We start from the raw sequence: 25,806 nt of genomic DNA on the forward strand, positions 1-25,806 counted from the left end.
AATCAGTAGTACACCGGGCCGGGTACTCCGCCACCCGCTGCGATGGCATCGCCGGTGATGGCGACGCTGCGCGGGGAGGCGAGGAAGGTGACCACGTCGGCGACTTCGGAGGCGTCGATCACTCGGCGCAGGGTGTTGTGGGCGAGGTCGGATTCGTGGTCGGCGATCGACCGGCCGGATTGTTCGGCTTCGGACGTGAGGCGGGCGGTGAGGCGCTCGGTTCTGGTGAGACCGGGGTGGACCACGGTGACGTTGACGCCCGAGGGGCCGAGTTCGTCGGCGAGGTTCTTGGTTAGGGCGGAGACGCCGATGTTGCGGATGGTTTGGGGGATGGAGTTGGCTCGGCGGGCGCCGAGGCCGCTGATGTTGATGATTCTGCCCCAGCCTTGGCGGGTGAGGTGGGGGGCGACGGCGCGGGCGGTGCGGAGGTAGCCGAGTACTTTGATGTCGAATTCGCGGTGGACGGTTTCGTCGTCGGTGCCCGCGAGGTCGGTGCTCGCTCCTGGGCTCCACGGGGTGGCGGCGGAGTTCACGAGGATGTCGATGCCGCCGAGTTCGGTGACCGTACGTTCGACCAGGGTGCGGACTCGGTCGTCGTCGCCGGTGTCGGTGGGGATGGCGAGTACGCGTCGACCTGTTTCTCGGGACAGCGCCTCGGCCGCCGATTCGAGTTGTTCGGCGGTGCGGGCCGCGATCACCACGTGCACGCCTTCGTTCGCGAGCGCGCGGGCGATGGCGTAGCCGATTCCTTTGCTGCCGCCGGTGACTATCGCACGTTTGCCATCCAGGTTCAGGTCCATCCGGCACACGCTAATCAGTGGCGCGGGTGGAGTGATCCTTACCGCTCGGGGTGATTCGAATCCTGGTATGCGTCGATCACCGATCTGCCGAATTCCGTGATCGACGGGAGGCGGGCGAAGTCGGAGAACCAGATGTAGAAGCGTTGTGCGCCTCGGGTTTCCAGATTCTTGAAGTAGTCGATGAGTTCCGGAGCGGTGCCACAGACGAGACCCGCCCCGAGGGAACCGAATACGCGGCGGCTCTTGCTGTCGACCTTCTCGCGGTCGTCGCCTTCCTTGACGAAAGCGACCATTTGCTGCACGGATATTCGCGCCGATCCGATGGCGGGGAGGTATTCGTCCATGCGGTCGACCTTGTCGGCGGGCAGATTCCACCAGTCGGCGTGTTCGGCGACCAGGCCGAGCATGCGTTGGCCGGTGCCGCCGAGCACTATGGGGATCGGATGGGTCGGGTGTGGGGCTTGCGGCGGTTCGGTGTCGTCGCCGACTCCCCAGTAATTCCGCACTCGCCGTAGCGTTTCGCCGAGGTGGGTGATTCGGGCGCCGGGCCCGTCGGTGGTGAAGCCGAATTTGGCCAGTTCGTCGGGAAGAGATCCGGCGCCGAGGCCGAGTTCGAAACGGCCGCCGCTGGCTTCGGCGAGGGTCACGGCCTGTTTGGCGAGGACGGCCGGGTGGCGGAACGCGTCGCACAGGACCAGGTGTCCGATGCGCAGGGTGGTGGTGCGGGCGGCGATCCAGGTGGCGACGGTCATGGCTTCCCAGATGGGGCTTTCGGGGGCCACCGGCGTCTCCACGTGGTCGAGGAACGCGACCCCGTCGAATCCGGCGGCTTCCGCGGCCAGGGAGCGTTCGAGCAGGTCGGCGACGCCGAGTCCGCTCTGCGGCAGGTACAGGAACCATTCGACCACGACGTGGCGCCTTCCATCCCGAATAAATATACGAGGACGGATACTACGTGAGACCGGGGATCTCGGTGCACGACTTCGGGAAGATCACGCGAACCGGTGTAAATATACGTGCTCGACTACTATGGTGAGGTCGGACGACCGAAGGAGGCGTGCGGTGGCGATGAGTTGTGCGGGCAAGGTTGCCCTCGTGACGGGAGCGAGTCGGGGCCTCGGCAAGGCGATCGCCCGGGAACTCGCGGCATCGGGAGCCGCGGTGGCCCTGACGGCCCGGACCATGGAACCGGTGCCCGAGTACGCGGGTTCGCTGCGGCAGACAGTGGCCGAGATCACCGACGCGGGTGGCGAGGCGATCGCGATCCAGGCGGACCTGTCGCAGGCCGAGGATCGCGAAAGGCTGTTCGCCGAGGTGGTCGATCGCCTGCGCGCGCCCGACATCCTGGTCAACAACGCGGCGGTGACCTTCCTGCGTCCTCTGGACGACTTCCCGGAACGGCGCGTGCGGCTGATGTTCGAAATGCACGTCCTCGCACCACTGCACTTGACGCAGTTGGCGATTCCGGCGATGCGGGAACGCGGGCGCGGCTGGATATTGAACGTCACCTCGGTCGGCGGGAATATGCCCGAGGGGCCGCCGTTCTCCGAATTCGACGCCACCGCAGGATTCGGCATCTACGGAACCGTGAAGGCCGCGCTCAACCGGCTCACGAAAAGCCTGGCCGCCGAACTCTACGACGACGGGATCGCCGTCAACGCCGCGGCGCCGACCAATCCCGTGGCGACGCCCGGTGCGGGCGCGCTGGATCTGGCCAAGGTCGACACCGAGGATATCGAGTTGATCACCCGGACGGCGCTCGCGCTGTGCACCGGCGATCCGAAAACGCTGACCGGCCTCGTCACCGATACGCAGACGTTCCTGCGCGAGGCGTGAGCGGCCGGGGTCAGCGGGGAGCCACGCCGCGCAGGAAGAGATCGACGGCGAAGGCGAGGTGGCGCTGCTCGTCCTTGCGGCTGCGGTAGATGCCGAAATCGGCGAGGCGGGCGGGAAACGCTTCGACCATGGCGAGGAAGTGTTCGGCGGCGAGTTCGATGTCGTCGACCTCGATGGCGCCCGCCTCGGCGTGACGTCGCAGTATTTCCATGAGTTGGCGTTGGCGCCTTGCCCAGCCCAACGATTCCGCGCCCATGGCGAATTCGGGGAAGCGGTGGGCTTCGTTGCGGGCGATGCGGTGGAGTTTGACGATATCGGGATCGAGTGCGTGTTTCAGCGCTCCCCGGCCGATCACGGTCAGCGCGGTGCGCAGATCGTCGCCGTTTATCCGCGCGATCGTCTCGTTCTCCAGGGCGCGGGTGAACGCCCACGGAATCGCGTCGAGGAATACCGCGCGCTTGTCGGGATAGCGGGCATACAGGGTGCGTTTGGTGATTCCGGCGGCCGCGGCGATCGCCTCCATGGTGGCGGCGTCGTACCCTTTGTCGAGGAAGACGGTGACGGCGGCTTCACGCAATTGCCTGCGCAGCGCGCTGGACTCGGCATGCGTCGGTCGTCCCCGTCGTGTTTCCACCATCTACCGAAGTATATGTGGCGTCATGTTCGCACCGCGGTGCGACAGCGGACCGATGGGCATGGGCGCTCCTCGAGGTTCAATCGCGGGGTATGCCCGCGAGTCTGTCGGCGAATTTGCGTTCGGCCGCCGCGCGCAGGCGCAGGAGGTGTTCGGAGGGAAACACGTCGGGCGCGGGCGAGTATCCGTTCAGCAGCAGGCGCGCCAGTGTGACCTTGTGGACCTCGGTCGGCCCGTCGGCCAGTCCGAGGACGAAGGATTCGGTGAGGTATTGCACGAACGGCATCTCGTGGGAGGTGCCGAGCGATCCGTGGATCTGGAGCGCGCGGGCCGAAACGTCGTGCAGGACCTTCTGCATCATCGCCTTGACCGCGGAGATGTCGGCGCGCACCGCCTTGTAGTCGTCGTATTGGTCGATCTTCCAAGCGGTTTGGAGGGTGAGCAGACGGAACGCCTCGATCTCCATCCACGAATCGGCGACCATCTCCTGCACCATCTGCTTGTCGGCGAGCCTGCCGCCCTGGGTGTGGCGCGAGACGGCGCGTTCACAGATCATGTCGAAGATCCGGCGCACCAGTCCGACGGTGCGCATCGCGTGGTGGATGCGCCCGCCGCCCAGGCGGGTCTGCGCGACCGCGAAGGCGCCGCCGCGCGGGCCGAGCATGTGGTCGGCGGGCACCCGCACGTTCTCGTAGCGCACATAGCCTTCCCGACCGCCGCCACCGAGCGGCTGGTAGCCGAGGCCGACATCGCGCAGCACGGTGATGCCGGGGGTTTCGGCGGGCACCACGAACATCGAATGACGTTGGTACGGTGGCGCTTCGGGGTCGGTCACCACCATGACGATGAGGAACGAGGCCATCGAGGCGAAGGACGAATACCACTTCTCGCCGTTGATCACCCAGTGGTCGCCGTCGGGGACCGCGGATGTGGTGAAGACCTTGGGGTCGGCGCCGCCTTGCGGTTCGGTCATCGAGAAGCAGGAGATGATCCGGTTGTCCAGCAGCGGCTCGAGGTAGCGCTGTTTGAGTTCCGGTGTGCCGTAACGGGCGAGGATCTCGCTGTTGCCGGAATCGGGCGCGTGCGAACCGAAGACGATCGGCGCGCATTCGCTGCGGCCGAGGATCTCGTTCAGCAGGGCGAGTTTGACCTGTCCGTAGCCGGGGCCGCCGAGATGCGGGCCGAGGTGGGTCGCCCACAGCCCGCGCTGTTTCACGATCTCCTGCAGCGGCGGGATCAGCGCCTGGCGGACCGGGTCGTTCAGGTCGTGGGATTCCTTGACGATCAGGTCGATCGGCTCGCATTCCTCGCGGACGAAATCGGCGACCCAGGCCAGCTGTTCGGCCCATTCGGGATCGGTGGCGAAGTTCCACCCCATCGTGTCAGTCCTCCTGCGCTGCGGCGGCGGCGCTGTGGCGCACGGTGCCGGTGGTGAGTAGTTCGGTGGGATCGAGGCCGAATTCGGCGAGTATCTCGCGGGTGTGGTCGCCGGGTAGCGCGGGCGAGGTCGGCGGCGGGAGCACGGTGCGCGAGAATCGCGGCGACGGTGCGGGTTGGACCACGCCGTCCACTTCGACGAAGCTGTCGCGGGCGCGGTGATGCGGATGCCGCGCGGCCTCGCCGATGCCGAGCACCGGCACGGCGCAGGTGTCGGGGGCGTCGAGGAGCTGTTCCCAGTGGTCGCGGTCGCGTTCGGCGAATCGGGCGGCGAGTGCGGCGCGGTGCGTCGCCCAGGCGGCGTTGTCGTCCGGGTCGTGCGGCACGTCGACGTCGAGGCGTCGGCACAGTTCGGCGTAGAACCTGGGTTCCATGGCGCCCACCGCGATGTGCCCGCCGTCGGCCGTCTCGTAGGTTCGGTAGAAGTGCGCCGCGCCGTCGAGCACGTTGTCATCGCGCCGGTCGCGCCACATTCCCGCGGCGAGCATGCCGTAGTAGGGCGCCATCAAGGTCGCCGCGCCGTCGATCATCGCGACGTCGAGCACTTGGCCGACACCCGAGGTCCGGGTCTCCAGCAGCGCGCTGAGCAGGCCGACCGCGAGCAGCATCGCCCCTCCCCCGTAGTCGGCGACCAGGTTCAGCGGCGGCGTCGGGGCTTCCGAGGGGCCGATCGCGTGTAGTGCGCCGACCAGCGCGAGGTAGTTGATGTCGTGTCCGGCGTGCTCGGCCAGCGGACCCCGCTGGCCGTATCCGGTCATCCGCGCGTAGATCAGGCGCGGATTCGACGCGCACAGTCGTTCGGGGCCGATGCCGAGGCGTTCGGCGACGCCGGGGCGGAACACGTCGACGAATGCGTCGGCGTCGGCGGCCAAGCGGCACACCACATCACGGCCCTCGGGTCGCTTGAGGTCCACGGCGATCGAGCGTTGGCTGCGGCGCACGGTGTAGTCGACGGGCAAGGGGCCGTCGACGTGGCCGATCGGATCGACGCGGATGACATCGGCGCCGAGGTCACCGAGGATCATCCCGCAGAACGGACCGGGACCGAGGCCGCCCATCGAGATCACGCGTACGCCGTGCAGGGGGCCGGTCACGACGACCATTTCTGTCGGCGGCCCGCGGCGTCGTCGGTGGCGTGGCTGAGCACCTGGTTGCGGTTCTCCAACTCCAGGGCCGACCACAGGCTCGGCGCGTCGATGTTGGCCTGGATGGCGCGTTTGGTCATCCTGACCCCGAGCGCCGCCAATCGCGCTATGTCGCAGGCTGTTTCGATCGCCTCATCGAGCAGGCGCTCCGGCTCGACGAGCCTGCTGAGCAAGCCGCGCCGGTCGGCTTCCTCGGCGGTGACGGTCCGCCCGGTCAGCATCCAGTCCGCCGCGACGCTGGTTCCGACGACGCGGGGCAGGTGGTAACTGATGCCCATCTCGGCGCCCGAGAGGCCGAGCAGGATCGCGGCATTGCCGAATGTGGCCGCGGTGGAGGCGATTCGGATGTCGGCGGCCAGACACAGCGCCAGTCCGCCGCCCACGCACGGGCCGTTGACGGCGGCGATCACCGGTTGCGGCATGGCGGTGACGGCTCGGGGCAGCGCGGCCATGGATTCCTGGAACAGCAGGCGGTCGATGGCCGGATCGTCGGCCTCGAGCATAGCGGGGCCGAAGTCGCGCATATCGATGCCCGAGCAGAAGCCGCGGCCCGTGCCGGTGAGGACGACCGCGCGCACCGAGCGGTCGGCGGCGAGTGTTTCGCAGGCGCCGCACAATTCGGCGAGCAGGATCTGATCGATGGCGTTGAGCCGGTGCGGGCGGTTCAGGCGGATCAGGGTGACGCCGTCGCCGACCGTGTCCAGGGTGAGGGTCTCGGGCATGTCAGATCCGTTCGATGATCGTGGCGGTGCCCATGCCCGCGCCGGTGCACATGGTCACCAGACCGGTGCGCAGATCGCGGCGTTCGAGTTCGTCGAGCACGGTGCCGATGAGCATGGCCCCGGTGGCGCCGATCGGGTGGCCGAGCGCTATGGCGCCGCCGTTCACGTTGACGCGGTCGGGATCGAGGTCGAGGTCGCGGATCGCCTTGAGCACGACGGCGGCGAATGCCTCGTTGATCTCCCACAGGTCGATATCGGCGACGGTCATGCCCGCCTTGGCCAGGCAGCGCAGCGCGGCCGGTCCGGGGGCGGTGAGCATGATGATCGGTTCGCTGCCGACGGCGGCGGTGGCCACGATGCGCGCGCGGGCGGTGAGTCCGTGCGCTCGCCGGAAACGCGAGGAGACGAGTAGCGCGGCGGCCGCACCGTCGACCACGCCGGAGGAATTGCCCGCGTGGTGCACGTGGTCGACCCGGTCGATCGGATACCGGTCACGGCAGATCTCGTCGAAGGTGCGGCTCTCGCCCTCGACGCGCTGGGCGCCCAGTTCGGCGAAAGCGGGCCGCAGGCGGGCCAGCGTCGCCGCGGTCGTGCCGGGTCGGGGCTGCTCGTCGCGATCGAGCAGCACCGTGCCGTCGGGGCCGGTGACCGGGATCACCGATCGTTCGAAGTATCCTTCGGCCAACGCATGCGCGGCGCGGTCCTGGCTGCGCTCGGCGTAGTCGTCGACATCCTCGCGGGTGAATTTCTCCACCGAGGCGATCAGGTCGGCCGAGATGCCCTGCGGCACGGTGGGATAGCGGCGGCGCAGGTCCGGGTTGTGGCCGTCGATGGTCGGCACGCCGACGGTGACGTCCCAGCGCGACATCGATTCGACACCGCCCGCGACCACCACATCCTGTGTCCCCGCGGCGATTGCGGTGGCGGCGACGGTGACGGCCTGCTGGCCCGAGCCGCAGAACCGGTTGAGCGTCATGCCGGGAACCGTGTCCGGCCAGCCCGCCAGCAGCGCCGACAGGCGGGCGATGTCGTCGCCGTGTTCGCCCGCCTGGATGCCGTTGCCCGCGATGACGTCCTCGACCTCGCCCGCGTCGACGCCGGTGCGCGCGATCAGGGCGCGCAGGCACTGGGCGAGCAGTTCCTGGGGGTGGCAGCCGTGCAGTCCGCCGTCGGGGCGGCCGCGGCCGCGCGGGGTGCGCACGACGTCGACTATGAGTGCGTCGTTGAGGTACGGCGTGGCCGGTCCCGACATGACTCTCCTCGTGCGGTTCGACCGCCTGGTCGTCGGCGGCCTCATGACAAAGATCTACGGCATCGTATACTTTCGATCCCGAATCGCCTGCGGTTTCATTCAGATGCGCAACTTCGACAGGCATGGATCAGGGCTTTGCCGACCAGCTGCCCACTATCTATATTCCACCTCTACGTATACTTTCCTCGATAGAAGCGGCGCCATCGCCCACCGGAACGGAGACCGAACATGACAGGACTGCACGACCGCGTGATCGCCGTGACCGGCGCCGGGGGCGGTCTCGGACGCGCCTATGCCCGCACGCTGGCGGCCGAGGGCGCCGCGGTGGTGGTCAACGACCTCGGCGGCGCGCGCGACGGCACCGGACAGGGTTCGGCGATGGCCGACGAGGTGGTCGAGGAGATTCGCCGGGCGGGCGGTCGAGCGGTCGCGAACTACGATTCCGTCGCCGAGCCGGAGGGCGCGGCCGCCATCGTCGAGACCGCGCTCGAGGAGTTCGGCGCGATCCACGGCGTGGTGAGCAACGCGGGCATCCTGCGCGACGGCACCTTCCACAAGATGGCGTTCGAGAACTGGGACGCCGTGCTGAAAGTGCACCTCTACGGCGGCTACAACGTGATCCGGGCGGCCTGGCCGCATTTCCGCGCGCAGAGTTTCGGCCGGGTCGTCGTGGCCACCTCGACCAGCGGACTGTTCGGCAACTTCGGACAAACCAATTACGGCGCGGCCAAACTCGGCCTCGTCGGTTTGATCAACTCACTCGCCGAAGAAGGCGCCAAGTACAACATCACCGCCAACGCGGTCGCCCCCATCGCGACCACCCGCATGACGAACGATGTCTTCGACGCCGAACTACAGCAACGACTTTCGCCGGAATACGTGGCGCCGCTGGTGGCCTACCTGTGCAGCGAGGACATCACCGACTCCGGCGCGGTCTTCATCGCGGGCGGCGGCAAGATCCGACGAGTCGTGCTGGCGCAGAACCCGGCGGTGGTGTTCGACACGCCGCCCACCGTGGAGACGCTGGCGAGCCGGTGGGAGGACATCCGCGACCTCTCCACCATCGAGCGGGCCGTGCTCGAGCTCGGCTGAGCCGACCCGCTCCCCCGGTCAGTCGGGGTGGTCCAGATAGCGGACTATGACGTCGACCACCGCGGCGCGGTAGCGGCGGGTGCCGATGGGGTCGGGGTAGAGCAACTGGTCCAAGGCCATGCCGCGCAGGGCGAGCAGTAGCACCCGGCCCGCGGTGCTGTCGCCCTCGGTGACCGATCCGGCCAGACGGGCGACCTCGCGGCCGAAGGGTTCGAGTTGGTCGCCGAGCGCGGGCGCGCGCTGGGTGCGGGTGGCGACCAGGATTTCCAGGCCTGCGCGGGCCAGCGGGGTGGTGTAGGCCTTCCAGCCCGCGTCGACCAGGGCTTCGACGCGGGCGCGGATAGGCAGTTCGGGGATCTCGACGGAGCTCATGGCTTCGACGAGTTCGTGCAGGCCCGCTTCGACGACCGCGGCGAGGATGCCGTCGCGGTCGCCGAAGTGGTATTGGACGACGCCCCAGGTCACGCCCGCGCGTTCGGCGATGTGTTTGGCGCTGGCGGCGGCATATCCGCGTTCGAGGATGCACGCCACGGTTTCGGAGATGATCCGGGCGCGGGTGTTCTCGGCGCGGGCCTGCCTGCCGGTGTGCGGACGCGTCGGGCGGGCGCGGGGTCCCGGTGTCGATGGCGCTGACATGAGTGTCAGCTCATCACACGTCCGGCGTAGCCCGCAGGCAGGTCGACGACGCCGAGAATGCCGGGGTCCGCGGCGCGGACCGCGGCGATCGCGTTCACGACGCGGGCGGCGGTGGAGACGACGCCTGCGAAGGTCTCCGAGATCTCGCCGCCGCCGACGTGGCTGTTGATCTCGATGCCGGGATGGCCTTCGACGAGGACCCGGTGCACGCCGTCGCGGCCTTCGGGCGGGTAGGCCCAGTCGGGCGCGGCGGCGGGGGTGAGCCGGTTGACGTGTTCGACCACGATCACCGCTCTGCCGTCGCGGAAGCCTTCGGCGGCGAAGCGGACGGCGGCGACGCAGTTCGCTTCCACCTTGGTCATGACGCAGTCGATGGGGGTCGGGGTGACCCAGGTCTCCCAGCGGTCGCTGACGCTGTCGAGGGTGATGCCCATGGCCTCGGCGAGCAGGTGCACGCTGCCGCCCCAGATCGATGCGACGATGCCGGGGGTTGCCATGAGCGCCGGTTCGGCGTCGGCGGGAAGTCCGAAACCGAATTGGACGCCGGTGAATTCGCCGTCGTCGTAGTCGGCGTAGTCGAAGACTTCCTGGATGACCACCCGGTCGGCGGAACCCGCCAGGCTCAGCGCGGCGAGGGCGAGGGTATCGCCGGAGTAGCCGGGGTCGATTCCGTTGACATACAGCGAACTTCCGCCTTCCTCGCAGGCCTCGCGCAGCGGGTCGAGCAGCCAGGCGTCGGCGGAGCGCGGGTTGACCAGCCACACGAACGAGGTGGCAACGACGTCGGTGCCCGCGCGCAGGAACGCGCACATCTGGGCGAGGGCCTCGTCGGGGCGGGTCTCGGCCTGCGCGGTGAACACGACGCAGTCCGCACCGAGGGCGACGAGCGCGTCGAGGTCGTCGGTGGCGGTGATGCCGGTCGGTTCGCCGAGACCGCAGAGTTCGGCCGCGTCGCGTCCGATTTTGGCCGGTGACGCCGCGTGGACGCCGACGAGTTCCAGGTCGGGGCGCGCGATGATCATCCGCAGGGCTTCGCGCCCGACGTTGCCCGTGGAGAACTGGATGACGCGATACATGAACTTCCTTTCGACTGCTTGCCAGAAAGCATAAAGCCCTTTATGTTTTTGGTCCATGGCGGAATCCAATACATCCAGCGACGGGGCGGCACTGCACGGCAAGGTCGCCGTGGTCACCGGCACCAGCCGCGGTGTCGGCGTCGGGATCGCTCATGAGTTGCTGCGCGCGGGCGCGACCGTGATCGGCTGTTCGCGCGGCGAACTCCCCGGCCTGCCCGGCGCCGAGGACATCGCCGCCGATCGCGCCCACCAGTGGGTCTGCGACCAGGGGAACATCGACTCGATCGACGGCTTCGTCACCCGCGTCGTCGACACCTTCGGGCGGATCGACATCCTGGTCAACAACGCGGGCGGCACGGTGCCGACGCCCGCCGTGGAGGCCGTGCCGGAACTGGTGCAGCGCATCCAGGGCGCGCCGCGCGCCGAGGACGAATTCACGCGCACCGCGCTGTTCCACGCCTTCGCGATCCAGATGAACCTGACCAGCCCACTGTGGTTCGCGGTGCGGGTCTACCGGCAGATGCGCACCCAGTCGGGCATGGGCAGCATCATCAACATCTCCAGCGGCGCGAGCCATCCCGCCGGATCGCCGACGCTGGTGTCCTACGGCGCGGCGAAATCGGGACTCAACCACCTGACCCGGTCGCTGGCCGAGGAATGGGGCGGGCACGCGCGGGTGAACTGCGTCGCGCTCGGCCCGACCATGACCGACAACTTCCAGTCGTTCGTGCTGCCCTCCGACGACCCCGACGGGCGCGAGTACTTCGCCAAGGTGCCGCTCGGTCGCGCGGGCACCCCCGCCGAAGTGGGCCGAACGTGCGTATTCCTGTGCTCGGGCGCGGCCGACTACATCAACGGCACCACCATCGAGATCGACGGCGGCATGATGCCGGGCGTGCTCTACGACGCCGGTCTCAAGACCATCACCGACCTGCTCTGACAAGGAAGTATCCCGATGCCTCAGCTCGCCACCGACACACCGCTGCGGATCGTGCAGTGGACCACCGGCAATGTCGCCCGCGCCGCGCTGCCCGCGATCCTCGGCAGGCCCGACCTGGAACTGGTCGGCTGCTACGCCTGGAGTCAGGACAAGGTCGGACAAGACGCAGCGCTGCTGTGCGGCCTCGGTGAGCCGTGCGGGGTCGCCGCCACCGACGATGTCGACACGCTGTTGGCATTGAAGCCGGACTGCGTCGTCTACACGCCGCTGTATCCGGATATCGACCTGTTGGAGCGCGTGCTGCGCGCGGGTGTCAACGTGGTCACCACCGCCGAATTCCTCACCGGGCACAGCAAACCCGGATTCCCCGAGAGGTTGCGCGCCGCGGCGGCCGAAGGCGGGGCGAGCATCTTCGGTTCCGGGATGAATCCGGGCTACGCGCAACTGCTTTCGATCGTGGCGACCGGGGTGTGCACGCGGGTGCGCCATATCAGGTCGGTCGAGTCCGTCGATGTGAGCGCGTTCGCCTCCGATTCCAATATGAACGGCCTGGGTTGGGGTCGCCCGATGGGGGATCCGGGGCACGTCGACGATGTCCGCGCGGCGGTCGCGGTGTTCGCCGACGGTGTGCACGTGGTCGCCGCGAGCCTCGGCATCGAACTGGACTCGGTCGACTGCCGGGTCGACTTCGGCGCCGCGACAAAGGATCTCCCGCTCGAAGGACGTCCCATCGCGAAAGGCACGGTGGCCGGGCTCGACGTGCGCTTCATCGGCATCCTCGACGGGCGCGAGGTCATCGAATTGCACCAGCGGTGGGTGATGGATTCCGAGATCGATCCGCCGATGCCCGCCGACCACGGCTATCGAATCGAAATCGACGGCACGCCACAGGTTTCGCTCACTCTCGGCCTGCTCCCCGACCAGCCGCTGGAAACCCTGACCGTCGCCGACCTGCACGGCATCGGCATGACCATCACCGCCATGCCCGCAGTGAACGCCATCCGCCACGTCGTCGCGGCCGCGCCAGGCATCCTCACCTACGCCGACATCCCCGCTCCCGCAGCGGCTCTCGTTCGGTGAACCGTGCGATGACAGCGACCGCCCGCATTCCCGTCGCGGTCTGGGCCACCGGAGTGGTCGGACGCATCGCGATCCGACAGATCCTCACCCGCGCGGACCTCGAACTGGTCGCGGTCCACGTGCACGACCCGGCCAAGGCCGGTCGCGATGTCGGTGAGCTCGTCGGCGTGGCGCCGGTGGGCGTCGTCGCGACCGCTGCGCCCGAGGAGGTGATCGCGGCGGGTCCCCAATGTGTGGTCTACGCCGCAGCCAGTCCCGAACTCGACGCCACCTACGTCCCCGACTACCTGCGGCTGCTCGCGGCGGGGATCGATGTGCTCACCGTGAGCACGCCAGGACTGGTCTATCCCCCGGCCTGGGACCCGAACCACGTCGACGCGCTCACCGAGGCCGCGCGCGGCGGCGGCGCGACGCTCTACGCCACCGGGATCGAACCCGGTTTCGCCGCCGATCAGCTCGTGGTGCTGCTCACGACCATGTCGGCGTCCATCGAATCGATTCGCACGCAGGAGATCTTCCGCTACGACAGCTACGAGAACGATTTCCTGATGCGGGAGGTGTTCGGCTTCGGCAAGCCGCTCGACCACACGCCGTTGATGCTCTTCGAGGGGGCGCAGCAGCTCGCGTGGGGTCCGCCGGTGCGTTATGTCGCCGCGGCGTTGGGCGTCGAACTCGACAGCATCCGCGAAACGTATGAACGGGCGCCGACGCCCCGCGATCTGGATGTCGCGGTCGGGCGCATCGACGCGGGCACCTGTGGCGCCGTGCGCATGGAGACCATCGGTGTGGTGGACGGGCGCGATTTCCTGGTGATCGAGCACGTCAACCGGATGGCGCCGGATCTGGCGCCGGCGTGGCCCGACGCCGACCGCGATGGGACCTACCGCGTGATCATCGACGGAAAGCCTTCCACCACTTGTGAACTCACCTTCGGGTCCACCGAACAGGAGTCGAGCGAACACGGACTGATCGCCACCGCCATGCGCCTGGTGAACGCGATCCCCTATGTCGCGGCGTCCGCGCCCGGCCTGACCACGTCCCTCGACCTGCCCCTCACCGCGCCCCGACTGTGAGATCCGGTGCGGCCGCGCGTCGGACTACGCGCGGCCGTCGACCTCGGCCAGGATCGCTTCCGATTCGCGCCACAGCCGCGCGCGGAGTTCGACATCGCGAGACCTCTCGCTGGACCGGACTTCCTTGCGCTTGATGAAATAGCGGCCGGTGGTATTCGCCACCTCCGGCGCGAGGGCCAGATACAGGATCGTGTCGGCGCCCTTCTCCGGGGTGATCCCGATCGCGCCGTAGATGGCGCTCACCACGAATTGCCGCCAGCCGTCCTGGAGTTGCCTGCCGAAGCCGGAGGAGACGGCGCCGGGATGCATGGCATTGACGGTGATTCCGGCGCCCTCCAGACGGTCGGCCAGTTCGTAGGTGAACAGCAGCTGCGCGAGTTTGGACTGCCCGTAGCCGCCCTTGCGTGGCGCGTTGGGATGTAGGGAGTCGAAGTCGATGCGGGCCGTGCGGTGCGCGACCGAACTGACATTGATCACGCGCGCGGTCCCGGCGGCTTTCAGCTTGTCGACAAGCAGTTCGGTCAGCAGGAAATGGCCGAGGTAATTGCCCGCGAACATGGCCTCGAGACCCTCGGAGGTGATCTGCGGCGGGGTGATCACCGCGCCCGCGTTGTTGACCAGGATGTCGAGCTTGTCGAACCGGGTCGTGAACCGCTCCGCCGCGCGACGCACCTGCGCCATGACGGACAGGTCGGCGATGAGGGGCTCGACGCGGGTGTTGCCGGTCTCCGCGCTGATCTCCCGGCAGGTCGCGTCGGCCTTGCCTTCGTCGCGCGCGAGCACGACGACCGTGGCGCCCTCGCGCGCGAGTTCCCGCGCGGTGACGCGGCCGGTTCCGGACGTGGCTCCGGTCACCAGACAGATCTTTCCTTCGGCACTCATCCTGTTCCTCCTGTGGCGTTCACGCCCTCACGAACGTGATCTTCGAATCTGTCCACAGGTCGGCCCGCAAAGGCAAGGTTCGAATCGGACGGTCCGGTGCGGCGGTACCGCGGGTGCGCTCAGGCGGCGGCATCCCCCGCGGCGGGTTTCCAGCCGAGTTCGGGGGCGACGAGTTCCACCGTGTCGCGCAGGATCTGCTCGTATTCCTCGCGGTGGAATTCGTAGGGCAGTTCGAGACGCAGTTCGGTGGTTCGGGTCAGGACCGGGTCGGCGTGCAGGCGGTCCAGGATCTGTTCGGCGGTGCCGACGAGGTCCGGGGCGAACAGGACGCGGCGTTCACCCTGCGGGCCGAGGGTGCGTTCGTGACGGGATTCGGCATATCGGCGGTAGCGTTCGCGGGTGGGGGCGTCGGCGCTGTCGGTGGGCACGATCACGCGGCCGATGGCGACCCTCGCCGGTCTTGCGGGGTCTACGAGGTCGCGGTAGTCGTCGACCAGCAGGGACTGGGCGGTGGCGAAATCGTCCGCGCGGTCGCCGAATACGATATTGCCGGTCAGCAGGTTCAGGCCCGCGCGCGCCGCCCACTGCACCGAGCGGGTGCTCGCGCCGCCGTACCAGAGTCGGTCGACCAGGCCGGGGCTGTGCGGTTGCAGGCGCGGGCGCTGGGTGTTGCCCGGTGAGTGGATGACGGTGTCCTCGGCGCCGAGATAGTCGCCGCGCAGGTTCTGGACCAGGCGTTCGATGCGCCCGTAGGACAGGTCGTAGTCGCGCCAGTCGCCGTCGAAGACGAGATGGCCCATCAGTTCGGCGTGCGGGGGTGTACCCGCGCTGAAACCCGGTTGCAGGCGGCCACCGGAGAGCGCATCGGCCATCGACAGGTCCTCGGCGAGCCGGAACGGACTCTCGTAGCCGATGGGAATGACGGCGGTGCCCAATTCGATTCGGCGCGTGCGCTGTCCGGCGGCGGCGAGGAATACCGCGGCCGAACCGACGCCGTGCTCGAGGTGGCGCTGACGGATCCAGGCGCCGTCGAAACCGAGCGACTCACCGTATTCGAAGAGTTGCAGGGTGTCCTCGAGGCCGGTGGCGGGGTCGTGATCGGCGTAATTGCCAGGGGTCAGGAACGACAGCGTCGCGACTGCGGGGCGCGTGGTCACCGGATCGCACCGGATGCCGCGTAGCCGAACAGATTCCGAGCGAACGTCATGCGGTGCTCCTCGTGTCGAACTCATCGTCGTTCCGTACGCACGCCACGAGGACACGCGAGCCGTCGCACGCTTCCATCCGCACGTTGCGGCCGCAGTCGGAACACCGCGACCACATGGCGGACAGCCGCGAGCACAGAACGGCCGAGAGATCATGTAATCGCACACACACCCGCGCCACCACCCTTGCGATCACCGCGAGCGGAATGCGGGTAGGGCGACCTCTGGTACCCAGCCGCCCGACAGGGGCGCTACCCGATCCCCTCGGTGGCAACGATATTTGCGACCAGAAACATTTTGAGCCGACCGCCGATACGAAAGGCAATTCACATGAGCGCGGATAGCACCGAGATCATCGCCAGGGCGGTCATCCGCCGAGACGGCAGTCTCCTTCTGGCCAGACAACGGGACAAGTCGTGGTCGTTTCTGCCCGGCGGGCACGTCGAAGAAGGTGAGCGTGTCGAAGTCGCGCTCGTGCGTGAGATCGCCGAAGAACTCGGTGTCGCCGCCGAAATCGCCGGGTTCGTCGGCGTGGTCGAACACGGCTACATCGAGGACGGGACAATTCGTCACGAACTCAACCTCGTGTTCGAGGTGGGGATCGGTGCGTCGGAACCAGTGGGCCAGGAGGACCACCTCGAATTCCACTGGCTCCCGGTAGCCCAACTGGCTGACACCGATGTCCGGCCCGGCGCGCTGAAAGACGCGCTACTGGCCGCCGATGGTGATTTCGCGCCGTTCTGGCACCCGTGGAACGGATGACTCGGCGGTTCCATGACCGGTGAAGGGATGGAGCGGACTGAACGGCGGCGCGGGCCGTGGTCATGGAACTACCAGCCGTAGATCGAGAACGGACGGCTCTCGGCGATGTGGGCCATCGCGGTCCGGCAGTAGGCGATCATTCGGTCGGGGAGCGCATCCGCCGCGAACCATTTCAGGTCGCCGCACTTGTCCGGCTCTCGGTTGACGGGCTCCCCTTGCCAGGTGCGCGCGGTGAAGAAGAACGCTATCCGGCCGCCCGAGGACGAATTGTGCATGATGTGGGTGAATCGCACATCGTTCGGTTCGATCCGCACGCCGATCTCTTCGTCGGCCTCGCGGATCAGGGCGTCGACGACGGACTCGTCCGCTTCGAGGTGACCGCTGGGCAGATGCCACGCACCGTCCTCGAAGCCGGTGTTCCGGCGTCGACCGAACAGCACCTCGTCGCCGCGGCGCAGCAGGAGGTGGACATCGCCGGTGACCTTGTGGCGTTGGGGTTTCGCGTCGGTCGCCGATGCCGTTGCCGTCTGGCTCATGCAGGAGACTTCCTTTCCTGAAAGCACTACTCACATGGTGAATTCCGCTTCGGGTAGCTCGACTCGAGCGTAATCCGTTGACGAGTAACGGACTATGCGCCGGACGTATATCGGTTCGGGCGTGAGGATTCAGGGGGGCGACCATGCGATCGGAGTCGGTCGCCTTCGCGTCCGCACGGCTCTGTGATGGGTTAGAACGGGGTGGCGCGGCGGCCGTCGCGTACGAGAAACGACTTCCCGGAGGTGTGCCGCGTGGCTGGTGTCGACACCGTGACCGGTCCGGTCGCGACCTCGGACCTCGGGCGGGTGCTCATGCACGAACACGTTTTCGTGTTCGACCACGAGTACGCGGCGAACTATCCGCACACCTGGGACGAAGAGGTGCGGGTCGCGGACGCGGTGGCGAAGTTGGAGGCGCTCGCCGACGCGGGTATCGACACCATCGTGGATCTGACCGTGCTCGGACTGGGCCGGGATATCGCGCGGGTGGCGGCGGTCGCCGCGCGGACCAGGGTGCGTATTGTCGCCGCGACCGGCTTCTACACTTTCCGGGAACTGCCCCCGTACCTGCGGATGCGCGGTCCGGGGCGGATGATCGGCAGCCCCGAGCCGATGGTCGAGATGTTCGTCGACGATATCGAGCGCGGGATCGGGGGCACCGGCATCAAGGCGGGCATCTTGAAATGCGCGACCGATGAGCCGGGCGTTACCCCGGACGTCGAGCGGGTGCTGCGCTCGGTGGCGCGCGCTCACCTGCGCACCGGTGTGCCGATCTCCACCCATACCGATCCGCGCACCCGGCGCGGACTCGACCAGCAGCGGATCTTCCGCGAGGAGGGTGTCGAGCTCGGCGCGGTGATCATCGGACACAGCGGCGACACGACCGACCTCGACTATCTCCAGCGGTTGCTGGACGCGGGCTCCTACCTCGGCATGGATCGGTTCGGTCTCGACCCGCTGCTGTCGTTCGAGGACCGGGTTCGCACCGTAGCCGCGCTGTGCGCGCGCGGGTACGCCGAACGCATGGTGCTCTCCCACGATGCCTCCTGCCACAGCCATACCTTCGACGCCGAATACCGGGCCGCGCACCTGCCGAATTGGCATTTCACCCACATCACCGACGCCGTGCTGCCCGCGTTGCGCGCGCACGGGGTGAGTGCGCAGCAGATCGAGACCATGCTCGTCGCCAACCCGCGGCGGATCTTCGAGGCGGGCGCGCGGTGATACCGGGTCGAGCCCTGTTCGAGACGCGGTGCCCGTCCGGCATTCACCGCGTGTTCAGGGCGACCGGTTATTCCTGAACGATGACGGAAGGCCCTGGTTCCGTACGCCGCGAGCAGGGGACGACCAGCGATGCGGTGGTCGCCTCCGGTGCGCCCGCGACCAGGAACTGGACCCTCGAACTCGTGCGGGTGTTCTCGATCGCCGTCGTGGTGTTCGTGCACTGGGTCTCGGTTCGCGTCACCGTCGTGGACGGGGTGGTGCGCGGCGAGGCGACACTGCACGGTCGACCCATCTGGTTGGCGACCTGGGTGCTGCAGGTGATGCCGCTGTTCTTCCTCGCGGGCGGCTACGCCAACACTCTCGTGGTGGACCGCTGCCGGGCGGAGGGCCGGACCTACGGGGCGTATCTGGGGGCGCGGGCGCGGCGGTTGAGTATCCCGGTGGTCGCACTGATCTTGTTCTTCGTGCCGCTCGGGCTCGCGCTTGGCGCGTATTCCGACAATGCGGCGGCCACCGTCGCCGATATCGTCGCCAGTCCGCTGTGGTTCTTGGCGATCTACCTGGTCGCCGCCGCGGTGGCGCCGCTGATGTTGCGCGCGCACGACCGGTCGCCGTGGTCCGCGCCCGCGGCTCTGCTCGGCGCGTCGCTGCTGATCGACGCGCTGCGCTTCAACGGCTACGGCCGCTACGCCGAATGGAATCTGATCTTCGTCTGGCTGTTCTGCCACCAACTCGGAGTTCTCTACGCGCGGCGCACTTTTCAGCGGGCGACCGATGGCGCGATCGTGGCGGCGGGCGTGGCCGGGATCGTGGCGCTGGTGGTCATGGTCGGCCCCGGCCCCTACTTCCCGACCATGCTCGGCCTGCTGGACGCGCCGGTCTCCAATCTCGCGCCGCCCACCTCCGCGCTGTCGATACTCGCCGTCGCCCAGTTCGCGGTGATCCTGCTCGCGGACCGCCGCCTCACCGCGTGGACGCCGCGCGATAGTTCGCGGCGCGTGCTCGGTGTGATCGTCGCGACCCTCATGCCCATCTACCTCTGGCACATCCCGGTCATGGCGGTGCTGACCGCCCCGTCCCTGTTCCTGCCCGCGATACTGCCGCGCGACCCCGCGTTGTGGTGGATGACGCGCCCGCTGTGGCTGATCGTCGGACTCGCCGCACTGATCTGCGCCGTCCGAATACTGATCCGATGGGACATCCTCTGGTCCGCCTTCACCCCGCGTACCACGACCTCGGCCACCATCACCGGCACCGTCCTGTCGGCCGCCGGAATCTTCGTACTGTGGCGCATCGGCCTCGGCACCGACACCACCGCGCTCCTCGCCGCACTCGCGGTCGTACTCGGCACCGCTCTGCTGACGACCACGCGCCGCACCACCCCGTCCGGCTGACACCGGCGCTGTAGACCGCCGCCGCCCCCCCTCACCGCCTTTGCGGCCGCACAGGCACCGCTCTGCTGACGACCACGCGCCGCGTCACTCCGTCCGGCCGACGCCGGCCCACTGCGGAACACGCCACTCGAACTCACCGCCCTGCGGCCGGACACCACAGCGCACTCCTGACGACCACCCATGGCGTCCGAAGCGTCACTTGTCCGGCAGACACCGGCACCGACGCAGACCGCCGCCGCCCGATGCGGACGACGGCGGTGGTTAGCCTCGCAGCGGCAGTCGCCGGTGAAACCGGCGGCGGGCACAGACTGTGGGCCGGTGCGAGTCGGAGGTGTTCAGGAGGGTCAGGTGGTGACGATGGTGGCGCCCGCGGTGCCCGGTGCGCCGTAGAGGAGGGCGAAGCCTGCTTTCGGCTCGCCCGCTACCTGGCGTTCACCCGCGGTTCCGCGCAACTGGAGTACCAACTCGTGGAGTTGGCGCATGCCGGAGGCGCCGATGGGTTCGCCGTTGGCGATGAGGCCGCCGTCGGTGTTGACCGGCATGGCGCCGGTGATCTCGGTGACGCCGTCGGCGATCAGGCGTTCCTGGTCGCCGTCGGCGCAGAATCCGGCTTCGGCCATGTGGATGACCTCGGCGCCCGCGTCGGTGTCCTGCAACTGGATGACGTCGATGTCGGCGGGGGCGATGCCTGCCGTTTCGAATGCCGCCTTCGAGGCGAAGACCGAGGGGGACGCTTCCTCCTCGACCGGGGCGTAGGTGGTGTTGACCTCGTAGGCGCCGTAGGTGCGGGTGCGGACCTCGACCGCGCGGACGTAGATCGGTTTGCTGGTGTAGCGGTGCGCGAGGTCGGCGCGGCACATGATCACCGCGGCCGCGCCTTCGTCGGGGGCGCAGAACATGTAGTGCGTCAGCGGGTAGTTCAGCATCGGCGCGTTGAGGATGTCGTCCTCGGCAACGGCCTTGCGCCGGAACGCGTTCGGGTTCAGGCCGCCGTTGCGGTAGTTCTTGGCGGCCACCTTAGCCAGCGTGCGCACCGAGATGTCGTGGTCGTGCAGGTAGCGGTTGGCCTTCATGCCGAAGAACTTGGTGGTCAGGTACTGGCCGTTCTCGCCGTACCACTTGGGCATGCCGACGAGGGTGGGGTCGACGGTGAACGCGCCGCGCGGGTGCTTGTCGAGCCCGATCGCGATGCCGATGTCGTGTTTGCCGAGGCGGATGGCGTCGGCGCAGGCCTCGGTGGCGCTGGCCGAAGTGGCGCAGGCGTTGAACACGTTGGTGAAGGGGATGCCGGTCAGGCCCATCAGCCCGACGATCGCGTCCGGGTTGGCGATCTCCCAACTGCCGCCGACCGCGAACTGCATATCGCGCCATTCCAGTCCGGCGTCGGCGAGCGCGGCGCGGATGGCGTGGGTGCCCATTTCCATGGCCGTCTTGTCGAAGCGGCCGAAGGGGTGCATGCCGACGCCGATGATCGCTACATCGTGGGTCATTCGAGAACTCCTGTGGCTCAGACGGGTTGGAAGGCGAAGGTCAGCACCTGGTTGCCGTCGCGGTCGGTGCCGAGCGGAACGGTGGTCACCGCGACCTCCATGCCGAAGGTCAGCTTCTCCGGATCGTTCACGGTGAGCCTGCCCTCGACCCGGATCACGTCGCCGAGTTGCACGAGGCCGACCCCGAACGGCACGAACGTGTCGGCAGTCTCGTCGCCCAGGTACGGCGCACCCGGCAGGAAGCCCTGCGTGGTCCAGGTGATCAGGGTGCCGGTGCGCGGCAGCACGACGGTCTCGACCGAGGGCTTACTGCATCGCGGGCACAGATCCTGGACGGGGAAGACGGCAGCGCCGCAGTCACCGCAGGAGCCTCCGACCAGCCGGAAGTCTTCCTCCGGCCAGTTGGAGATCTCTGGCGAAATCATTCTCTGCATCTATCGTTCCTCACCGTCGATGGCCGCGCCGATCGGACACGCACCTTACAGCTGATACAACAGTAAGGCATACGGCAAGTGCTGCGACAGCCCCGGCGCGAAAACGCCGCCGACCGCTCACGCGGCCTGCGGCATTCCCGGTGAGACCTGGATACCAGGTGGACAGTCCCCTACATTTTCGCGTGCCGCGCCCTGATCAGGTTGTAGACGCCGTAGGTGGCGATGCCGACGGCGGCGGCGACCAGGAGAAACTGGCCGTAAGGCTGGGCGCCGAGGGTTTTGAGAGCGCCGTCGAGGCCGGACGCCTTATCGGGTTCGGAACGTGTGGTGGCGACGATCACCAAGGCGCCGACCGCGCCGAGAGCGAGGCCCTTGGCGACGTAGCCGACGATGCCGACCCGGCGGGCGAAAGTACCCGCCGAAGCGTCGAGGTCCTTGGTGAACTTCGCGGTCGCACCCTTGTAGACGTAGTAGCCGCCGACGCCGACGATCGCGAGGCCGACCAGCACCAGCAGGATGGTGCCCGCGGTGTTCTCCATGAGCCGGGCGGTGAGAGTGGTGCTGCGTTGACCGCCGGAACTACCGCTGCCACGGGCGAATCCGACGGCGGAGAAGGCGAGCACGGCGTAGAGCACGGCCTCTCCGAAGGACTTCGCGCGGTGGAAGACGACCTTCTTGGTGTCGGTCTCGCCGCTGTCGGCGGAGCGGCCCAGCACGGCTTCCACCAGACGCCACAGCGCGAGCATCGCGAAGGCGACCGCGCCGATCCACAGGGCGACCCCGCCGCCCGGTTTGCTCGCCAGTTCCGCCATCGCGCCGGACTGGTCGGCGGTGCCGCCGCCACCGCCGAACGCCAGGCGCACCGCGATGTAGCCGACGAGGATGTGGACCACGCCCGCCATGACGAATCCGGCGCGCGCGAGGCGTTCGAAGACACTGTTGCGTGCGAGGTCACGGGCGTCGGAGGCGGCGCCGCGCGCGGAGCCGCCCGCGAAAGACGTTGCGAAGGAACCTGATCTCGTCATATCGCTGTCCTCATCTCGACCGATCCGAATGCTCGGCGGATACCCGAGTCGGTGCGGGCGAAACGGCGCACCGTCACGATCCCGTGAGCACGACACCCCGCGGCGGCGACGCATCAGGGTGCTATTACGCACGCGGGGGCAGAACCACCACGATCACCGCGAGCGCAAACCTGGCGGACGGCGACACGGCGGCCGGAGAATCCTCCCATGAATTCCGCTCCGAACGTGGCCCGCGTGTGGCCGCCGAGGTAGCCGACCTCGCGGGCGGCGGTCCGGGCGATTCCGAGATCGCCGCGCACCGGGCGACGCTGTGGTGCTGTCTCGGCGCGGGGTTCGCGACCCTGCTCGACGGCGCGATCATCGCGTTCACCGCGCCCGCGGCCGAGGCCACACTCGGGCTCGGTGACGCCGACATCCAATGGTTCCTCGCGTCGTTCTCGCTGACCTTCGGCCTCGGCCTCGCGCCCGCGGGCCGCCTCGGCGACGCGTACGGGCGCCGGGGGCTGTTCATCGCCGGACTGGTCGTCTTCCTGGTCGGCGCGGTGGCCTCGGCGGTCGCGCCCTCGGCGCTGTCGCTGATCGCCGGGCGGTTGGTGCAGGGGTTCGGCGCGGGGTTCATCAGCGCGCAGGTGCTCGGCGTCATTCAGGACACGTTCACCGGGCCCGCCCGGCTGCGGGCGTTGGCGGGCTATACGACGGCGGGCGCGGCCGCGGCGATCGCCGGGCCGATGCTCGCCGGGCTGGCGCTGTGGACGCTGCCCGCCGACCTCGGATGGCGCGTCGTCCTGCTGCTACCGGTGCCGTTCACCCTCGCGACGATCGCGCTCGGAGTGCGGGGCTTGCCGCGAAAGGTGAACCGGCGCAGGGTGATCGACCTCGACCTGCCCGCCATCGCCGCGCTCGGCCTGCTGGTCGTGACGGTCACGATGCCGGTGGTGGATCCGGACCTCTCGGCGCGCACCGTCATCGTAGTCGCGGCGGTGAGTGTGCTGGTGGTGGCGGGGCTCGCCTGCTGGGAACGCGGGTATGCGCGACGCGGGCGTCTGCCGCTGTTCGCGCCCGCGCTCATGCGCTCGGAAGGCTTCGTTACCGGAAATCTGGTGGCGCTGTTGTGGTTCGGCTCGTCGCTGGCCTTCCTGACGGTGAAGACCATGTACTTCCTGCAGGTCACCGAGATCATCGCGCTCGTGGTCGCCACGGCGATGATCCCGTCCGCGGTGGGCAGGATCGTCGCCGCGCACCGGTCGCAGTGGCTGTTCGCGCGCTTCGGGTCGGCGCTGGTCCCGTACGGACTCGCCTTGCAGACACTGAGTTTCGCGCTCGCCACGGCGGCCACCCTGTGCTGGGACGGCACGGCCTTGTTCGCGGTTCTGTCGGCGCTGCAGATCGTGTCGGGCGTCGCGGGCGGGTTGGTCGAGCCGCCGCTGCGGGCGGTGACACTGTCGTTCGCCCCCGCGTCGCTGCACGGGGTCGCGGCGTCCTTCCTCCAACTGACCCAACGACTTTCGGCGACCTTCTGCATCGCGCTCGCCACCGGTGTGCTGTTGGCCTTCGGCGCGACAGCCTCGCTCGGGTCGCTGCGCGCGGCGTTGCTGCTGTGCGCCGCGGTGTCCGGCGCGGCGACCCTCGCGTCGTTCTCCCGACATCTGCGCGCCGCGATTCCCGGTGCGCGACAAGCCGTCCCGACCCCGTGATCGAGGCCGAGACCGCACCGCGGATCAGCGGCCGAGACCGATGACCGCAGGAGTCGCGACGCCGAGGCGGATGTCGAGGACGTCCTGGTAGAAGGCGACATGATCGCGGATGCGCTCGACCTGCGGATAGGGGCTGTCGTAGCTCCAGCACAGCGGACGTTCGCCGTCGCCGTCGAAGCGCCAATAGGTCGCGTTGCCCTTGAACGGGCAGCGGGTGGTGAGCGAGTCATCCCGGCGCAGCGCCACTTCCACGTCCGCGCGGGGGAAATAGAAGACCAGGCCGTGGTTCTGTTCGTCGACGAGCAGCGACCGGGTCGTGCGCGCGACGAGCAGATCACCGAGGTGGGCGGTGACCAGATTTCGACGCGCGTGGATATCGACGCGGTAGTCGGGCAGGGCCTCGAAACCCGACGGTTCGGACTCCGGTGCGGTCATGGATGGCTCCTTCGGTCGTCGGTCACAGTCGAGCGGCGGCCGGAATCGCCGAGGACGCCTCCCCCAGCGGGCGGATCAACGCCTCCTGGGTGAACGAGGCGATCAGCCGCCCCTCCTCGGTGTGAACCAGACCGCGCACCGTGGACATTCCCGCGCCGACCTGGATGCTGTCGTGCGAGTAGAGCAGCGGCCCCGACCAGCCGACGGGTTCGTGGAACGCGACGGTCACGGTCATGACGGCGGTGGAGATGGTGTGGTGGGCCTGGGCGGTGCCGACGCCGGGGTGCGCCCGCATGGTCGTCGACACCGAAAGGTGGCCGGTGAAGTGGGCGAGCAGCGCCTTGGCGAGGTCGTCGCGCTCGGGAATCGGGTCGTAGCCGAGCCAGGCGTGCAGGATCGGCGGCCCGACCTCGTCGGGATCGTTCACGTCGGCGACGCCGACGATGCGCAGTTCCCGGCCCTTCATCGGCATGTCGGCGGGGATGGCGTCGCCGAATCCGTCGACCTCGGGTCGGGCGACGTGGTGGCGGATGACGTCGGGGGTCGGCATGTCGGCCAGGATCGAGACCGACGCGCACTTGCGCTCGCCCTGGCGCACCGCGACCTCCGCGTGCGCGACGGTGCGGCCGCTGTGGTCGACCTCGACCACGAATTCCACCGGCCGGTCCGCGTCGACCGCACGGAAGAACACCGCGTGCGCGGACCGAATCGACTTGTCCGGCAGGGTTTTCGCGACCGCGACGATGGACTGGGCGAGCAGTTGGGTGCCGTCGACCACCTTGCGTGAACCGCCGTCGCTGTCTCCGGTGAAGCGGTGCTCCCCGGCGGGCCGCACATCGAAGATGTCGAGCATGCGGGTGACCGAGGACTCCTCGGAAGGCTCGAGGGCCATGATTCGGTTCTCCTGTCGAGATGGTTCGCCACGGCAGGCGAAATACCCTGTATACGAACGAAATCCGGGACGCGTGCGCACCCCGGAATTTCGTCGCGGCCCCTCGCCGG

Annotated in this window: 26 protein-coding genes; 9 read left to right on the forward strand and 17 right to left on the reverse strand. The window is 68.5% G+C overall.

All coding sequences use genetic code 11. The features are described from left to right. Positions 1-2: 2 nt before the first annotated feature. Both IT779_RS19395 and IT779_RS19400 read right to left on the reverse strand, forming a co-directional pair. Positions 3-800: an SDR family NAD(P)-dependent oxidoreductase gene (locus IT779_RS19395; protein WP_196150743.1), complete on the reverse strand. Its 798-nt coding sequence runs from the start codon at positions 798-800 to the stop codon at positions 3-5. Between the two features lie 38 nt (positions 801-838). After that, complete coding sequence (locus tag IT779_RS19400; protein WP_196150744.1) at positions 839-1,708, reverse strand: LLM class flavin-dependent oxidoreductase; 870 nt, start codon at positions 1,706-1,708, stop codon at positions 839-841. A 160-nt stretch (positions 1,709-1,868) separates the two neighbouring features. Between IT779_RS19400 and IT779_RS19405 the strand changes: the two genes are divergently transcribed. Beyond that, complete coding sequence (locus IT779_RS19405) at positions 1,869-2,636, forward strand: SDR family NAD(P)-dependent oxidoreductase (protein ID WP_196150828.1); 768 nt, start codon at positions 1,869-1,871, stop codon at positions 2,634-2,636. A 10-nt stretch (positions 2,637-2,646) separates the two neighbouring features. Here IT779_RS19405 and IT779_RS19410 read toward each other — a convergent pair whose 3' ends face one another. The 5 genes from IT779_RS19410 to IT779_RS19430 all read right to left on the reverse strand — a co-directional run bounded on the left by IT779_RS19410 (position 2,647) and on the right by IT779_RS19430 (position 7,826). Continuing rightward, complete coding sequence (locus tag IT779_RS19410; RefSeq protein WP_196150745.1) at positions 2,647-3,273, reverse strand: TetR/AcrR family transcriptional regulator C-terminal domain-containing protein; 627 nt, start codon at positions 3,271-3,273, stop codon at positions 2,647-2,649. Between the two features lie 76 nt (positions 3,274-3,349). Next, a complete protein-coding gene (locus IT779_RS19415; RefSeq protein ID WP_196150746.1) occupies positions 3,350-4,648 on the reverse strand; it encodes an acyl-CoA dehydrogenase family protein in 1,299 nt (432 codons plus the stop codon). A 4-nt stretch (positions 4,649-4,652) separates the two neighbouring features. Next, on the reverse strand, positions 4,653-5,801 hold the full coding sequence (locus IT779_RS19420; protein ID WP_196150747.1) for a CaiB/BaiF CoA transferase family protein: 1,149 nt from the start codon (positions 5,799-5,801) through the stop codon (positions 4,653-4,655). Continuing rightward, entirely contained in the window at positions 5,798-6,574 is a 777-nt protein-coding gene (locus tag IT779_RS19425) for an enoyl-CoA hydratase/isomerase family protein (protein WP_196150748.1), read from the reverse strand. The genes IT779_RS19420 and IT779_RS19425 overlap by 4 nt, the downstream gene beginning before the upstream one ends. Position 6,575: 1 nt before the next feature. After that, positions 6,576-7,826: an acetyl-CoA C-acetyltransferase gene (locus IT779_RS19430; RefSeq protein WP_196150749.1), complete on the reverse strand. Its 1,251-nt coding sequence runs from the start codon at positions 7,824-7,826 to the stop codon at positions 6,576-6,578. 228 nt (positions 7,827-8,054) lie between these two features. On the opposite strand from IT779_RS19430, the gene IT779_RS19435 reads away from it, so the two are divergent. Further along, the gene (locus IT779_RS19435) at positions 8,055-8,918 is read left to right on the forward strand and encodes an SDR family oxidoreductase (protein ID WP_196150750.1); all 864 of its coding nucleotides are present in this window, start codon (positions 8,055-8,057) and stop codon (positions 8,916-8,918) included. Positions 8,919-8,936: 18 nt separating this feature from the next. Here the strand turns inward: IT779_RS19435 and IT779_RS19440 are convergent, their stop codons facing one another. Further along, the gene (locus IT779_RS19440) at positions 8,937-9,554 is read right to left on the reverse strand and encodes a TetR/AcrR family transcriptional regulator (protein ID WP_196150751.1); all 618 of its coding nucleotides are present in this window, start codon (positions 9,552-9,554) and stop codon (positions 8,937-8,939) included. Positions 9,555-9,559: 5 nt separating this feature from the next. Continuing rightward, on the reverse strand, positions 9,560-10,630 hold the full coding sequence (locus IT779_RS19445; protein WP_196150752.1) for an NAD(P)H-dependent amine dehydrogenase family protein: 1,071 nt from the start codon (positions 10,628-10,630) through the stop codon (positions 9,560-9,562). Between the two features lie 55 nt (positions 10,631-10,685). On the opposite strand from IT779_RS19445, the gene IT779_RS19450 reads away from it, so the two are divergent. From IT779_RS19450 to IT779_RS19460, 3 genes are read left to right on the forward strand one after another with little or no spacing between them, the layout of a single operon-like run. Then, positions 10,686-11,570 (forward strand): SDR family NAD(P)-dependent oxidoreductase, encoded by an 885-nt coding sequence (locus IT779_RS19450; protein WP_196150753.1) that lies wholly within the window; start codon positions 10,686-10,688, stop codon positions 11,568-11,570. A 15-nt stretch (positions 11,571-11,585) separates the two neighbouring features. Continuing rightward, on the forward strand, positions 11,586-12,650 hold the full coding sequence (locus IT779_RS19455) for an NAD(P)H-dependent amine dehydrogenase family protein (protein ID WP_196150754.1): 1,065 nt from the start codon (positions 11,586-11,588) through the stop codon (positions 12,648-12,650). 8 nt (positions 12,651-12,658) lie between these two features. Further along, complete coding sequence (locus IT779_RS19460; RefSeq protein ID WP_196150755.1) at positions 12,659-13,723, forward strand: NAD(P)H-dependent amine dehydrogenase family protein; 1,065 nt, start codon at positions 12,659-12,661, stop codon at positions 13,721-13,723. 24 nt (positions 13,724-13,747) lie between these two features. Here the strand turns inward: IT779_RS19460 and IT779_RS19465 are convergent, their stop codons facing one another. Both IT779_RS19465 and IT779_RS19470 read right to left on the reverse strand, forming a co-directional pair. Beyond that, complete coding sequence (locus tag IT779_RS19465; RefSeq protein WP_196150756.1) at positions 13,748-14,605, reverse strand: SDR family oxidoreductase; 858 nt, start codon at positions 14,603-14,605, stop codon at positions 13,748-13,750. 119 nt (positions 14,606-14,724) lie between these two features. After that, a complete protein-coding gene (locus IT779_RS19470; RefSeq protein WP_332838868.1) occupies positions 14,725-15,762 on the reverse strand; it encodes an LLM class flavin-dependent oxidoreductase in 1,038 nt (345 codons plus the stop codon). A 378-nt stretch (positions 15,763-16,140) separates the two neighbouring features. On the opposite strand from IT779_RS19470, the gene IT779_RS19475 reads away from it, so the two are divergent. Continuing rightward, the gene (locus IT779_RS19475; RefSeq protein ID WP_196150758.1) at positions 16,141-16,572 is read left to right on the forward strand and encodes an NUDIX domain-containing protein; all 432 of its coding nucleotides are present in this window, start codon (positions 16,141-16,143) and stop codon (positions 16,570-16,572) included. Positions 16,573-16,640: 68 nt separating this feature from the next. On the opposite strand, the gene IT779_RS19480 is transcribed toward IT779_RS19475, so the two are convergent. Next, on the reverse strand, positions 16,641-17,108 hold the full coding sequence (locus IT779_RS19480) for an NUDIX hydrolase (protein WP_196150759.1): 468 nt from the start codon (positions 17,106-17,108) through the stop codon (positions 16,641-16,643). Positions 17,109-17,360: 252 nt separating this feature from the next. Between IT779_RS19480 and IT779_RS19485 the strand changes: the two genes are divergently transcribed. Then, positions 17,361-18,332 (forward strand): phosphotriesterase family protein, encoded by a 972-nt coding sequence (locus IT779_RS19485; RefSeq protein WP_196150760.1) that lies wholly within the window; start codon positions 17,361-17,363, stop codon positions 18,330-18,332. 80 nt (positions 18,333-18,412) lie between these two features. Then, positions 18,413-19,726, forward strand: a complete 1,314-nt coding sequence (locus tag IT779_RS19490) for an acyltransferase family protein (protein ID WP_196150761.1) — start codon at positions 18,413-18,415, stop codon at positions 19,724-19,726. A gap of 344 nt (positions 19,727-20,070) precedes the next feature. On the opposite strand, the gene IT779_RS19495 is transcribed toward IT779_RS19490, so the two are convergent. The 3 genes from IT779_RS19495 to IT779_RS19505 all read right to left on the reverse strand — a co-directional run bounded on the left by IT779_RS19495 (position 20,071) and on the right by IT779_RS19505 (position 22,675). Next, entirely contained in the window at positions 20,071-21,216 is a 1,146-nt protein-coding gene (locus tag IT779_RS19495; RefSeq protein ID WP_196150762.1) for a thiolase family protein, read from the reverse strand. Between the two features lie 17 nt (positions 21,217-21,233). After that, a complete protein-coding gene (locus tag IT779_RS19500; protein ID WP_196150763.1) occupies positions 21,234-21,650 on the reverse strand; it encodes a Zn-ribbon domain-containing OB-fold protein in 417 nt (138 codons plus the stop codon). A 170-nt stretch (positions 21,651-21,820) separates the two neighbouring features. Beyond that, a complete protein-coding gene (locus IT779_RS19505) occupies positions 21,821-22,675 on the reverse strand; it encodes a DUF1206 domain-containing protein (RefSeq protein WP_196150764.1) in 855 nt (284 codons plus the stop codon). A 236-nt stretch (positions 22,676-22,911) separates the two neighbouring features. Here IT779_RS19505 and IT779_RS19510 point away from each other — a divergent pair, with 236 nt between their 5' ends. Then, entirely contained in the window at positions 22,912-24,369 is a 1,458-nt protein-coding gene (locus IT779_RS19510) for an MFS transporter (protein ID WP_196150765.1), read from the forward strand. 24 nt (positions 24,370-24,393) lie between these two features. Here the strand turns inward: IT779_RS19510 and IT779_RS19515 are convergent, their stop codons facing one another. Next, the gene (locus tag IT779_RS19515; RefSeq protein ID WP_196150766.1) at positions 24,394-24,804 is read right to left on the reverse strand and encodes a DUF427 domain-containing protein; all 411 of its coding nucleotides are present in this window, start codon (positions 24,802-24,804) and stop codon (positions 24,394-24,396) included. Between the two features lie 22 nt (positions 24,805-24,826). After that, on the reverse strand, positions 24,827-25,696 hold the full coding sequence (locus tag IT779_RS19520) for an acyl-CoA thioesterase (protein ID WP_196150767.1): 870 nt from the start codon (positions 25,694-25,696) through the stop codon (positions 24,827-24,829). Positions 25,697-25,806: the final 110 nt, after the last annotated feature.

It is taken from the genome of Nocardia bovistercoris, from assembly GCF_015674855.1.
GTDB lineage: Bacteria > Actinomycetota > Actinomycetes > Mycobacteriales > Mycobacteriaceae > Nocardia > Nocardia bovistercoris.